At 29.8% G+C, this 13661-nt stretch carries 14 protein-coding genes; 8 read left to right on the top strand and 6 right to left on the bottom strand.

From position 1 onward, the window contains the following. Window positions 1-3 precede the first annotated feature (3 nt). Genes lpxA through AEBR_RS14585 form a run of 6 tightly spaced genes read right to left on the bottom strand, consistent with a single transcriptional unit; the run spans window position 4 to window position 5367 of the window. Window positions 4-786: an acyl-ACP--UDP-N-acetylglucosamine O-acyltransferase gene (lpxA, locus tag AEBR_RS14610; protein WP_129087138.1), complete on the bottom strand. Its 783-nt coding sequence runs from the start codon at window positions 784-786 to the stop codon at window positions 4-6. Window positions 787-797: 11 nt separating this feature from the next. Further along, window positions 798-1241 carry a 3-hydroxyacyl-ACP dehydratase FabZ gene (gene fabZ / locus AEBR_RS14605; RefSeq protein ID WP_129087137.1) on the bottom strand — a complete coding sequence of 148 codons (444 nt, stop codon included), beginning with the start codon at window positions 1239-1241 and terminating at the stop codon, window positions 798-800. Continuing rightward, window positions 1241-2140, bottom strand: a complete 900-nt coding sequence (locus AEBR_RS14600; RefSeq protein WP_129087136.1) for a Gfo/Idh/MocA family protein — start codon at window positions 2138-2140, stop codon at window positions 1241-1243. Before AEBR_RS14600 ends, fabZ begins: the two co-directional genes overlap by 1 nt. A gap of 8 nt (window positions 2141-2148) precedes the next feature. Continuing rightward, window positions 2149-3243: a DegT/DnrJ/EryC1/StrS family aminotransferase gene (locus AEBR_RS14595; RefSeq protein WP_129087135.1), complete on the bottom strand. Its 1095-nt coding sequence runs from the start codon at window positions 3241-3243 to the stop codon at window positions 2149-2151. A 4-nt stretch (window positions 3244-3247) separates the two neighbouring features. Continuing rightward, window positions 3248-4297: a lipid-A-disaccharide synthase gene (gene lpxB / locus AEBR_RS14590; protein WP_129087134.1), complete on the bottom strand. Its 1050-nt coding sequence runs from the start codon at window positions 4295-4297 to the stop codon at window positions 3248-3250. Next, the gene (locus AEBR_RS14585) at window positions 4294-5367 is read right to left on the bottom strand and encodes an epoxyqueuosine reductase QueH (RefSeq protein WP_129087133.1); all 1074 of its coding nucleotides are present in this window, start codon (window positions 5365-5367) and stop codon (window positions 4294-4296) included. The genes lpxB and AEBR_RS14585 overlap by 4 nt, the downstream gene beginning before the upstream one ends. A 231-nt stretch (window positions 5368-5598) precedes the next feature. On the opposite strand from AEBR_RS14585, the gene AEBR_RS14580 reads away from it, so the two are divergent. The 8 genes from AEBR_RS14580 to AEBR_RS14540 all read left to right on the top strand — a co-directional run bounded on the left by AEBR_RS14580 (window position 5599) and on the right by AEBR_RS14540 (window position 13537). Continuing rightward, window positions 5599-5823, top strand: a complete 225-nt coding sequence (locus AEBR_RS14580; RefSeq protein WP_228712176.1) for a hypothetical protein — start codon at window positions 5599-5601, stop codon at window positions 5821-5823. Between the two features lie 79 nt (window positions 5824-5902). Further along, window positions 5903-6748, top strand: a complete 846-nt coding sequence (nfo, locus tag AEBR_RS14575; protein ID WP_129087131.1) for a deoxyribonuclease IV — start codon at window positions 5903-5905, stop codon at window positions 6746-6748. A gap of 286 nt (window positions 6749-7034) precedes the next feature. Further along, window positions 7035-8549, top strand: a complete 1515-nt coding sequence (locus AEBR_RS14570) for a type I restriction-modification system subunit M (RefSeq protein WP_129087130.1) — start codon at window positions 7035-7037, stop codon at window positions 8547-8549. Further along, window positions 8536-9945 carry an RNA-binding domain-containing protein gene (locus tag AEBR_RS14565; protein WP_129087129.1) on the top strand — a complete coding sequence of 470 codons (1410 nt, stop codon included), beginning with the start codon at window positions 8536-8538 and terminating at the stop codon, window positions 9943-9945. Before AEBR_RS14570 ends, AEBR_RS14565 begins: the two co-directional genes overlap by 14 nt. Continuing rightward, a complete protein-coding gene (locus tag AEBR_RS15470; protein ID WP_206732667.1) occupies window positions 9942-11195 on the top strand; it encodes a restriction endonuclease subunit S in 1254 nt (417 codons plus the stop codon). Before AEBR_RS14565 ends, AEBR_RS15470 begins: the two co-directional genes overlap by 4 nt. Before the next feature lies 1 nt (window position 11196). Beyond that, window positions 11197-12288, top strand: coding sequence for an FRG domain-containing protein (locus AEBR_RS14550; protein ID WP_129087128.1), 1092 nt, complete (start codon window positions 11197-11199; stop codon window positions 12286-12288). Between the two features lie 11 nt (window positions 12289-12299). Further along, window positions 12300-12992, top strand: a complete 693-nt coding sequence (locus AEBR_RS14545; RefSeq protein ID WP_129087127.1) for a DUF3800 domain-containing protein — start codon at window positions 12300-12302, stop codon at window positions 12990-12992. Continuing rightward, window positions 12989-13537, top strand: a complete 549-nt coding sequence (locus AEBR_RS14540) for a hypothetical protein (RefSeq protein ID WP_129087126.1) — start codon at window positions 12989-12991, stop codon at window positions 13535-13537. The genes AEBR_RS14545 and AEBR_RS14540 overlap by 4 nt, the downstream gene beginning before the upstream one ends. The last annotated feature ends 124 nt before the right edge of the window (window positions 13538-13661 follow it).

The following is a 13661-nucleotide window of genomic DNA, read 5'->3' as shown; positions in this document are numbered from 1 at the left end:
CTCCTATTTTCTTTCAAAAGGTATTCCCCTTGTTGTGTTTAAAATAAACTCGCATAACATTTTAACATTATTATCACTTGTTTCGTTTAAAAGTTCCGTTGCAATATCTTTTAAAGGTTTATGCCCTCTAAATAGAGCTTTATATGCAGCTTTTAAAGAATCCACATCTTCTCTTTTTTCAAATCTTCTTCTAAGACCTGTAAGGTTTAGCCCTTTTATTTTTGCTCTGTTACCTTCAGCAAGACAAAATGGTGGAATATCTTGCGTTACAACTGAACCTCCACCTACCATAACTCCAGAACCAATTTTACAAAATTGATGAATTGGTGTCATACCACCAATTACAACAAAATCATCAATCTCAACATGGCCTGCAAGGGTTGCACAGTTTGCAAGAATACAGTTATTACCAATTTTGCAATCGTGGGCAATATGAACATAACCCATAAAAAAGTTATTGTTCCCAATTACTGTTTTTGCTCCCCCACCAATTGTTCCAGGATTAAAAAGCGTATACTCTCTAATTTTGTTATTGTCTCCAATAATAAGTTCAACATCTTCACCTTTGAACTTTAAATCCTGTGGAATTGTTCCAATTGTAGCATGTGAAAAAATGTGATTGTTTTTCCCTATTGTTGTTTTCCCTTCAATAATTGTATGGGAATCAATAACTGAATTATCTCCAATTTTTACATTTTTACCAATAATACAATATGCACCAATAACTACATTTTCACCAATTTGTGCTCCATCTTCGATTATAGCAGTTGTGTGAATGTTACTCATATTTTGTCCAATTATTTATCTACAATCATAGCTTTTAATTCAGCTTCTGCAACTAGGGTTTCATCTACATAAGCTTTACCCTCTAACACAATTAGTGTACCTCTAAGTTTTTTAATCTCTATTCTATATTCAAGTTTATCACCTGGTTTTACAGGGTTTCTAAACTTTGCACCATCTATACTCATAAAATAGATAACTTTTGCAGCTAATTGCTCTTTTGTTAAATCATTACTTTTTAATGCTAGAACTCCACCAGCTTGTGCCATACCCTCTAAAATAAGTACACCTGGATAGATAGGATGCCCTGGGAAGTGTCCCAAAAATGCAGGTTCACTAATAGAGATGTTTTTATAACCAATGATTGATTTTCCTTTCTCTATATCAGTAATTCTATCAACCAATAAAAATGGGTATCTATGTGGTAAAATCTCTTGTATTTCGTTAATGTCTAACATTATTCCTCCTGGTTTGCTATTTCTAATGTAATCATACTGTCCTCAATTGAACAAAGTTCTGTGTCATCACCACCTTGAACAAATTTTATAAACTCTTGTAACTCTTTTTTAAGGGGTTCATCTTTTTTTACAAAACAGTTTCTTGTTACATAAGAGTTATTTGTGTGGTATTGAGAGTACTCTGTTAAATCTTGAGTTATCAGATTTGCTTCGTAGTAAGCCTCTTTACAAGCTACTTCTATTGTTCTTTTTTTAAATGGTGTTAGCCAATTTGTTGTAAGGTTTACAATAATATCATTTTCTAATTCAAATGAAATTATGGCATTGTCTTCATAGTGATTATGTATTTTTTGAGATTTGAATATTGCTTTTCTCATAATATTTTTGTGGGTTATATATCTTGTTAAATCTATATCATGTACACTTAAGTCTGTTAATACTCCAACATCTGCAATTCTTGGAGGAAATGGTCCTACTCTTGTGATATTTATACTATAAATCTCTTTATCTTTTAGTTCATCTTTTAAAGCTTTTACAACTGGATTAAATCTCTCAACATGTCCAATTGCAACTTTTACATTAAACTCTTTAGCCGCTTTTAAAATCTCTTCAGCCTCTTTTAGTGTTGAAGCTACGGGTTTTTCTATTAGAAGTGGAATCTTGTGTTTTATTAATTTTATTGCAACATCATGGTGTAGAAATGTTGGAACAGCAACAATTGCTGCATCAATGTTTTCATTCTCTATTAAACTTTCAACATCAGTATAAAAATTTTCATCATAGGTATTGCTTGTGTCAACATCGCAAAGTGCTGCTATGTTAACTTTGTTACTCTCTTTTAGGATTCTATAATGGTTTCTTCCCATTGCACCTAATCCTATAATAGCAATATTTAGCATCTTAAACTCTATCCTTTTATAGTCTTAATAATATAGTCTTGTTCCTCTTTTGTTAAAAAAGGACTCATAGGAAGTGAGATAACTTGTTGTGAAACTCTTTCGCTAATAGGAAAATCACCTTTTTTGTATCCTAAATATTCAAAAACCTCTTGAAGATGTAAAGGTTTAGGATAGTGTACAGCTGTAGGAATAGAGGCTTGGCTAAGTTTTGCTTGAAGCTCTTCTCTATTTTCACAAAGAAGTGTAAATTGTGCAAATACTGAAGTTCTATCCTCTAAAATTGTTGGAGGAGTAACCCCTTTTGCATCTTTTAATTCGTCAATATATTTTTGACCAATTTTTGCTCTTGCTTCAATTTCTTTATCAAAATGTTTCATTTTTACATTCAAAATTGCAGCTTGAATAGCATCAAGTCTTCCATTTATTCCAACATATTTGTGGCTATATCTTTCATTTTGACCATGATTTAAAATCATCCTCATTTTTGAAGCAAGATTCTCATCATTTGTCATAATAGCTCCACCATCTCCATAACAACCTAAAGGTTTAGATGGGAAGAAACTTGTACAACCAATATGTGAAAGATTACAAGATTTTTTCCCTTTATACTCTGCTCCAAAGCTTTGACAAGCATCTTCAATAACACATAAATTGTGTTTTGAAGCTATGGCATTTATCTCATCCATATTTGCAGTTTGACCATATAAAGAGACTGGAATAATAGCTTTTGTTTTAGAAGTTATTTTATCCTCTATTTTTGTATGGTCAATATTGTAAGTTGTTTCATCAATATCTACAAAAACAGGTGTAGCTTTTAAAAAAGCTATAACTTCAGCAGTTGCTATAAAAGTAAAAGGTGTAGTAATAACTTCATCGCCTTCTTTAATATCAAGTGCCATAAGTGCTAAAAGAAGAGCATCTGTTCCGCTACTACAAGCAAGTGCCTCTTTTGTTCCACAAAATTGTGCTAGATTTTTTTCCAATGTTGAGATTTGTTGCCCCCCAATAAACTGAGCAGAGGCCATAACTTCTAAAACCTCTTTGTTTATCTCTTGCTCATAGGCTTTGTATTGAGCTTGTAAATCAATAAAATTAATCTTCATATATCTACTCGTTTTCTATTATTTTTGCAACCTCTTTTGAACTCCCTTTTTGCAGGTAGTCTCGGAGTTTGTGTACATTTTTTATAAATTCTTCTCTATTAAAATCTTCATAAATATCAAAGAGGTTTTTTACTGTAACCTCGTCTTGCAGTAGTTCTTTGTGTAAAACAGTATTATCTATGCACTTATATAAAATATTTGCCAATCCAACATACTCTAGTTTTACCAGTTTTCGACCAATAAAATAGTCTAAGGATTTAGCAATATAGCTAAGTACAAAGGGGGTTCCTATCAAAGCAGACTCAAGTGTCGCAGTTCCACTACAAATAAATGCAAATTCACTCTCATAGAGGGTTTTATGAGCATTTGTTGATATTTCAAAAAACATGCATATGTTACCATAAATATCTTTTATTTCATCTTGTGAAAATTTTGCTGGAACAATCAATACGCATTTTTTATTCTCTAGTTTAGAAGCTATCTCTTTGTAGATTGGCAGAAGTCTTTTTATCTCACTTCTTCTACTTCCAGGCATAAAAGAGATGATATTACTTTGGATTAGTTCCTCTTTATACTCTTTTATCTCATCTAAAAGTGGATGCCCTACATATTTTATTTTATCTTTTTGTGTGTAGATTTCACTCTCAAAGGGTAAAATCGAGCAAAGTTTGTCACAATATTTTTCTAAAGCAAAAACTCTTTTTCTTTTCCATGCCCAAGCTTGAGGCAGAATATAGTAAATAATCTCTTTATTTGGATAGGTTTGTTTTATTTTTTTTGCAAGTGGTAGGTTAAAACCAGAACTATCCATAAGCAAAACTTTGTCACAATCTTTTGCAAGTTCTACTAAATCATCCCTTAGTTTGAAAAAGAATCTAAGTTTTTTTATAGCATCAATAAATCCCATAATTGCAAGGTTTGAGAGGTCCATATAAGGGGTACCAAGCTCTTTATCAAATACGCCTACAAACTCTACATCAGAGTTTAGAGACTTTTTTAGCTCTTTTAGATGTATATTTGAAGAGGTCTCCAAAGCACACACTAAAAGCCTCATATAATAACCTCTTTTACATCTTCATAAACAACGGCATCTAACTCTATCTCATATTTTCCATCTATCACTTCATCTACGATAATAATAGTTGAAAGACCATAAGGATTTTTGGTAATGGCATCTCTAATATTTAGTTCAGATTCAAAAGTTGGTGGATTGAAAATAAGACTTTTTACATTTTTGTATGAGCTATTTCCTATATCATTAAAAATTTGAAGGCTTAAAAGTTTTACTTCATCTTTTCCTAAATAAAAAATCTCATTTTTTTCATAAACTATATTTGCACTTGTTCTTCTTTTACTAAGTGTTGAGTAACAAAGAATATAAGAAGGCACTATTTTTTTATCAATCTTTACAGTTCCTCTAAGTAATCTATAGTTTAAAAATCTTTGTTTGATTATTTTAAAAGGGATCCCTTGCTCTTGAAGTTCATCTCTTTTTTTATAAAGTTCAAGTCTGCTCTCTATTGATTCAGGTAGAATCTGTTTTGATATTGGTGAAAACATCTCATCCATAATTTTATTTTGATGTTCCCTTTGGGCATTTAAAGCGTAAATACAACCACAGTAGTTTTGTCTATAAAGTGAATTTTCTTTTACAACTTCCCCTTGCTTTTGAGTTCCATTTCCACTTCTATAATCTTTGAAAATAAATTGGCAATTGTATTTTTTTTCTAAATCTTTACCTATTTTTTCTAACTTATCTTGGGATTTTTTAGGTGAGATTAAAAGGGTTGTTGTAAATTTATCATGTCCTAATTCAATAGCTTTTTTTACACTTGTTTCTAATCTATCGTCAAAGCAAACGGTACATCTATCACCTTTTTCAGGTTCATTTTCCAGCCCTTTTACTTTTTTTAGCCACTCTTCAAGATTGTATGGACCCTCTAAAAGTTCAATACCAAGTTTTTTACATGAATATTCAACATCATAATATCTTAGTCTATACTCATTATATGGATGAATATTTGGGTCATAGAAGAATCCTACAATCTTTTCGTTTGGAAACTCCTCTTGAATTTTTTCTAAAAAGTAATGTGAATCGACCGCGCAACATATATGTACTAACAATTATAACCTTTTATTATCTATTATAAAATTTTTCAGTATTATAGTGAAACTTTTTATAACAAAGGATTAGAGATAAAAAAAATAGCTCTTATTGTAATCATTTTATTAAGCTTTTCTGCTTGTTCTTTTAATCAACCAAAAATTGTTTCAAGTGCTACAATACTTATTAAAACTCCGAAAATAAAATTTTACGACAGAGGATTTATCTCAATATACAAAAACTATACCCAAGTGCAAGTTTTAAGTGCGGGAACAGTTGTTTTAAATTTAGAAATGTATGATGATAGAATATGTAAAGATACTTTTGCTTGTCAAACTTATAAAAGTTTTAACAAAGAGTTTTTAAGTAGCAAATATGAAGATAAATTTATAAAAAAACTTTTTGAAGAAAATAAAAAAAATACTCTTTTTAGAGATAAAGAGAATAATATTTTAATAAAAATTGTAAAAGAGTAAATTTTTACAAAATCTTCTTAAAATTAACAACAGACTTTTTTAGTAGAATACAAAATAAAAAAATCAAGGAAATTTAATAATGAAATATGTAGGCGCACATGTAAGTGCAAGTGGAGGAGTCTTTAATGCTCCAATAAATGCAACACAAATCGGAGCTAAGGCTTTTGCTCTTTTTACAAAAAATCAAAGACAATGGACAGCAAAAGAGCTTGATAGTAAAACAGTTGACAAGTGGTTTAAAGAGTTAGAAAAAAGTAAAATTGAACCAAAACATATTTTGCCACACGATAGTTATTTAATAAATTTAGGACATCCAAGTGAAGAGGCAAGGGAAAAATCACTACAAAGTTTTATACATGAACTGCAAAGATGTGAGATTTTAGGACTTGATAGACTAAATTTTCATCCAGGAAGTCACTTAAGAAAAATAAGTGAAGAGGAGTGTCTTGATAGAATTGCCCTGTCAATGAATCAAGCAATCGAAGCAACAAAAGACGTAAAACTTGTAATAGAAAACACAGCAGGTCAAGGAAGTAATTTAGGATATAAGTTTGAACATTTGGCTTATATTATTGATAAAATTGAAGATAAAAGCAGAGTTGGCGTGTGTATTGACACCTGTCATATGTTTACAGCAGGTTATGATATAAGAACACGTGAAACATATGATAAAACTTGGGGAGAGTTTGACAAAATTGTTGGACGAAAATATCTAATGGGAATGCATCTAAATGACTCAAAACCAGAACTTGGAAGCAAAGTAGATAGACATGATAGTTTAGGAAAAGGAAAAATTGGTTGGGATGCTTTTGAATTTATTATGAATGATGAAAGAATGGATGATATTCCTCTTGTGTTGGAGACTATTGATGAAACTATTTGGGCGGAGGAGATTAAAGCTATGTATGAGTTGGTAGGGAAGTAAGACTTAAAATAATACACATCTTTCGTCATATCTCTTCGTTGGAAAGAAAATTATACAAACTCATTTAGCACAAGTAAAATCCTTCGTATAATTTTCTTTCCGCCTTGACCTATTTAAAAATCTGCATATTCTTTTAAGTCTTTAAATTTTTGCCAGCCTTTAATTATTTTTAATAGATGTAAATAATCTATCGATTCTACAATTTGTGGAATATAACAAATACCTAATAGAATATTAGATAAAATCATTAGTAAAAATTATTTATGAAAATTTAGGAATAAAATATATGACAACTACTGCAAATGTAGGATTTGAAAAAGAACTTTTTAAGATGGCTGATAAGCTTAGAAACAATATGGATGCAGGAGAGTATAAACACATTGTTTTAGGTCTTATTTTCTTAAAATATATCTCTGATAAATTTAATGAACGTTATGAAAAACTTGTACAAGAGGGTGATGGTTTTGAGGAAGATAAAGATGAATATATCATGGATAATATTTTTTGGGTTCCAAAAGAATCAAGATGGCAAGTTTTAAGAGATAATGCAAATTCACCAGAAATAGGAAAACTAGTAGACAATGCCCTTTTGCAAATAGAAAAAGAGAATAACTCTTTAAAGGGTGTGATGGACAAAAGATATGCAAAACCAGATTTAGATAAAACAAAACTTGGTGAGCTTATCACTTTGATTACAAATGTATCTGCAAAATATCACGATGAAAAAGATTTGATGGGTAGAGTATATGAATACTTTTTAAATGCTTTTGCAGATATTACAGGGGGTGAGTTTTATACTCCAACTTCTGTTGTAAAAACTATTGTTGAGATGATAGAACCATATAAAGGAAGAGTTTATGACCCAGCTTGTGGAAGTGGTGGTATGTTTATTCAGTCTGGAAAATTTATTCAAGAGCATTCTCAAAATATAAACAATATCTCAATATATGGACAAGAGAGTAATCCTACTACTTGGAGATTGTGTAAAATGAACTTGGCTATTCGTGGTCTTGATGGAAATCTTGGTGCTCACCATGCAGATAGTTTTCACAACGATTTGCACAAAAACCTTAAAGCAGATTTCGCTATGGCAAATCCCCCTTTTAATATCTCTGATTGGGGAGGGGAAAGACTCAAAGATGATGATAGATGGCAATGGGGAATTCCTCCTGTTGGAAATGCAAATTATGCTTGGCTTTCTCATATTCTCACTCACCTTGGAAGTAGAGCAGGACTAGGTGCAGTTGTACTTGCAAATGGAAGTCTTAGTTCAAATACTTCAAATGAAGGAAATATTAGACGGGCTATGATAGAGGATGATAAGGTAGATGCTATAGTTGCACTTCCTGATAAGCTTTTTTACTCTACGGGTATTCCTGTATGCCTTTGGATACTTTCTCAAAATAAATCCCATGAAAAACATAGAGATAGAACAGGTGAAACACTTTTTATAGATGCAAGAAATCTTGGGGAGATGGTTACAAGAAAACACCGTGAATTAAGTGAAAAGGAGATTAAATCCATAGCTGACACTTATCACGCATACAAAAGCAAAGAGGGAAACTATAAAGATATAAAAGGTTTTTGCAAGCGTGCAAGCCTTGAAGAGATACAAAAACATGATTATGTATTAATTCCTGGGCGATATGTGGGAATAGCGCAAGAAGAAGATGATGGTATACCTTTTGAAGAGAAGATGACAAAGTTATCCACTCAACTAAAAGAGCAGTTTGAGAAGTCAAATATTTTAGAAAAACAGATAAAAGAGAATCTAAAAGGCTTAGGCTATGAGATTAATTGAGCAGATATCTTTAGGAGAAAGCAAGACTTTAGAGTTTAAGCAAGAACTACCAGAAAATAAGAAAATAGCTAAAACAGTTATCTCTTTTTCCAATACAGCTGGAGGAAAACTTATCATCGGAGTAGATGATGATAGAAATATTGTAGGAATAGAAGAGGAAAATATCTTTGAACTTCAAGATAAAATAGCTTCTATTATCTATGATAACTGTACGCCAAATATTATTCCTGAAATCTATACTGTAAATTGTGAAGGAAAACTTCTTCTTGTAGTAGAAGTTTTTAGGGGAAATCTTTTGCCCTATTATCTAAAAAGTGAAGGTAAAAATCAAGGAACTTACATACGAGTAGGTGCAAGCAATAGAAAAGCAGAGTATGAAAATATCCTTGAACTAGAGAGACAAAAAAGAAATATAGGTTTTGATGAAGAGGTAAACTATGATATTGAGTTTGAATCTTTAGACTTAACACCACTATATGAGAGTTTTAAAAGTGTAGGAAAAACTTTAGATGAGAAAAAGTTAGAGAACCTAAAACTTATCAAAAAAGAGTCAAACAAAACCTATGCTACAAATGCATTGCTTATCATCCTTGGAACCTTTTCTCACACTAGTGTAAAGTGCGCAAGATTTAAGGGTATCACCATGGATATGTTTATAGATAAAAAAGAGTACCAAAGTGATATCTTCTCAAACCTTGAAAATACACAAAACTTTATACTAAATCACATAAATCTAAAAGGTGAGATAAAAGCACTCCAAAGAACAGATACCTATGAGATACCCCTTGTAGCTCTAAGGGAAGCTTTGATAAATGCTTTTATTCATAGGGACTATACCAATAGTGGAAGGGATATAAAAGTAGGGGTCTATGATGATATTGTAAATATTGTAAGTCCTGGAAGCTTCCCAAATACAATCACAAAAGAGGATATAGAAAATGGTAGAAGTGAGACTAGAAACAAAGTATTAGCAAATATCTTTAAAGAGTTGGGACTAATAGAACAGTGGGGAAGTGGAATAAAAAGGATAAAAACCCTTTGTCTTGAAAATCATTTAAAAGAGCCAATGATAGAAGAGAAAAGTGACTTTGTAGATGTGGAGTTTTATCGTCCACAAGATAGAAAAACGGATGATTACGAACGAATACTGCCAGAAATGAACGATTACAAACGATTACGAACGATTACGAACGATTACGAACGATTAACTATTGAAGAGAAAGCTATTTTAATTTATATTTTAGATAATCAAAAAATTACAAGAAAAGAAGCTGTAAAGTTAACAGGACTACAAAGTACAAAAGTATATGAGATTTTAAAAACACTTGTGGAAGATAAAAAAATATTAAAAAGATGTGGAAATGGTAGAAGTACCTATTATAAGGTGGCAAAGTGAGTAATAAATTGCCTCAAGGGTGGGAAGAAAAAAAACTCAAGGAAGTTACTTCTATTTTAGGTGATGGATTACATGGAACACCTAATTATTCTGATAATGGAGAGTATTTTTTTATCAATGGTAATAATTTATTAAATGGAAGAATTGTAATTAATGAGAAAACAAAAAAATGTTCAGAAATAGAATATAATAAATATAAAAAAATTTTGAATGATAGGACTATCTTAGTATCAATCAATGGTACCTTAGGAAATATTGCAGTTTATAATGGAGAAAAAGTTTTTTTAGGTAAAAGTGCTTGTTATTTTAATGTTTTAGAAGAGTTTAATAAAAATTTCATTAAACATACATTGAATACTGATTATTTTAAATATTACATAGATACATATGCAACGGGGACAACTATTAAAAATATGCCTCTTAAAGCTATGAGAGAATTTAATTTTATAATTCCTAAAGATATTAATGAACAAAAAAGAATAGCAGATATTTTATCTGCCTTTGATGATAAAATAGAGATAAATAATCAAATAAATCAAACCTTAGAAGAGATGGCAAGTACACTCTTTAAAGAGTGGTTTGAAAACTTCAATTTTCCAAATAATCAAGGCAAACCCTATAAAGATAGTGGCGGAGATATGAAACCAAGTGAATTGGGAGAAATACCTATTAATTGGGAAGTTTTAGATTTAAAAAGTATATCATCAAAAATAGGAGATGGACTACATGGCACTCCAAAGTATATAGATGGTGGAGAGTATTTTTTTATTAATGGTAATAATTTAGTCAATGGAATGATTGAAATAGATCAAAAAACAAAAAGAACAAATAAAGAAGAATATGAAAAGTATAAAAAAGAATTAAATGAAAATACTATTTTTTTATCAATAAATGGAACATTAGGAAATATTGCTTTTTATAATGAAGAAAAAATATTTCTTAGTAAAAGTGTATGTTATATAAATGTTTTAGAGAATTATTATAAAGTTTTTATAGCTTGTTTATTCAAAAGTGACTATTTTAAACAGTACCTTTTTAATTATGCAAATGGAACTACAATTAAAAATTTATCATTGAAAGCTATACGTGAATTGAGTTTTCCAATAAGTAAAAATATATGTGAAAAGTTTTCACATATTGTTAAACCAATTTTTGAACAAATACAACAAAATCAACAACAAAATCAAATATTAAAACAACAAAGAGATGCACTTTTACCAAAACTTATAAGTGGTGAGATAAGGGTATAAGATGACAATAAAACATGTAGAGGATTACTTAAAAAGTGTCAAAGAACAGATAAAAAGTTTGGAACTACCCGCAGAGAAACAATATACCAACTATTTTAGAGGTCAAAGTAATGCAAATTGGGATTTGGTACCAAGCGTATTTCGAGATCATTTGTTTAATGAACACAATCTTTACTATGAAATGGAAAGAAACCTTTATAATGAGATGTCAAAACTAAGTTCAGTTATAGACAAACTTGTATATATGCAACATCAAGGCTTACCAACTAGACTTTTAGATATCACAAAAAACTCTTTAGTGGCTTTATATTTTGCATGTATTACCCATCAAAAATGTGAAAAAGAGTGTACGAAAGATTGCAAAAAATGTAGTGACGGAGCAGTATATATTTTTAGTGAACTTGAAAATTATGATAAAAAAGAGGTAGATATTATCTCTTTACTTCCAAAAGTAAAGTATGATTTTGGAGTAAATAGTTTTTATAGTTTTGTAAAAGAGCAGTTAAGTGTAGAGCTTTCAAAAAAAGAGTTAGAGAGAATACTTAATAAAGAGTTTGCATTAGTAAAAAGTAATAAAAATAATAACAGAGTGATAAAACAAGATGGAGACTTTTTTATTTTTTCAAATAAAGGTAGTTATGATAAAAAAATAAAATTTGATGTAAAAAGGGATGAAAATAGAATTATCATTCCTAAAGAGTATAAAAAACAATTGCTTGAAGAACTTGATCAAATAGGAATAAATAGATATAGCTTATTCCCTGAACCAGAACATTTAGCAAAATACTTAAAACATAACTATGTAGACAATGAGAGTGAGAAAGAAAAAGTAGTTTCTTATGAAGAGGTAAGTGTAGAAATTGAAGGGAAAAAAGATTATAAAACAAAAGTTTTAGAATATATAGAAGAAAGATTCCCTCAAAATAAAGCACTTTATGAGTTTATTGTCAACAATGATATATCAAGAACAAAAGTAAGAGAAAAACTTTCATTGTTAGGTTACGAAGAGATAGGTGTTTTAGATATGGATAAATTTGATAATTTTATTGATAGTTTAGAAATACCAAAAAATATAAATGATTTGGTTTTATAAAAGGTATAAAAATGGAATATAAAGTATTTTTTGATGAAACATGCCACTTAGAGAATGATGGTATAAATATTATGGGTGGAGGAGCAATCTTTTGTGAAAAAGAGAAATTTACAGAAGCCACTAGATATATTAAATACTTAAAATATAAACATAATGCTTTTCATGAGCTAAAATGGACTAAGGCCAGCAAATCTGGTTTAGCTTTTTACAAGGCATTAATAGATTATTTCTTTGAAAGTAATTTTTTGAGTTTTAGAGGTATTAGTAGTGATAAAACTGTATTAGATCATAAGACTTTCAATAATGGAAGTCATGATAAGTATTATTATAAGCTTATGTATTTAGCCTTTGAACCTATGCTAAAAGAACAAAACAGCTATTATATTTATACTGATTATAAAGATTCAAATGGTGCTGAAGAGTTAGGAAGTTTAAAAGAGTTTTTATTAGCAAAAAAACATAACAATATAGAGCTTTATTTTCAAATGATTCGTTCCCATGAAGCTGTACTTCTCCAAGTAGCAGATTTTTTTATAGGAGCTATCGCTTATAAAAAAAGAACAGATTTGTCTCATAAAAGTGAAATAAAAAATATTATATATGATTATTTGGAAGAAAAATCTCAAAAACACTTATTGCATAGTACTCCTAGAGAAGAGTCAAAGTTTAATATCTTTCATCATCAAGCGGGGTATTGTGGATGACAAGTCTTATCGTTCAATATGATAGCTCTAAAACAGTTAGGGAAAATTTAGAGATTTTATACAAATACTTTGAAAATGATTTTATAACTAATACAACAGTTTTAAATAATCAATATAATATTGATATAGATATGAATTCAATGAAAAAAAGTAAACCTAAGATATTTTGGCATGTGATAACAAGAGAAAAAGAAGTTAGAGTTCCTAGAGGAAGAACTTGGCAAACAAAAAAAATAAGAAAGTTTGATAAAAATCGTGCAAAAAGAATAAGATGGATAAAATATCTAATACAAAATTTTAATAAAATTGAAAAAAATATATTTGCTTTTTTTTATAGAGAGACAGAAGGTCAAAATAGAGGAAAACTTCGTTTATATATTTGGGCAAAATCACATGATTATGTTGTAATTATAGAAAAACTAAATAGAAACAGTAGTTTTTTAGTAACAGCTTTTTATATTGATGATAATTATAATAAATCGACATATCAAGATAGATATGAAAAGTCAGGTGATTTGAATTTAGGATTGTCAACATGGATTTAATAAAAAATGGTCGCCAGTTTGGGCAGGCGAGCACCCCATCTCTTTTTACATCTTTGGTAAATGAGCATAAGAATTATTACTTATATGGGATTAAAAATTACTTAAGTACGGACTTTACTATAAT

Origin of the sequence: Halarcobacter ebronensis (genome assembly GCF_013201825.1) — a bacterium.
In the GTDB taxonomy this organism is placed as follows: Bacteria; Campylobacterota; Campylobacteria; order Campylobacterales; family Arcobacteraceae; genus Halarcobacter; species Halarcobacter ebronensis.
This window is presented reverse-complemented; position numbering and strand designations above follow the sequence as displayed.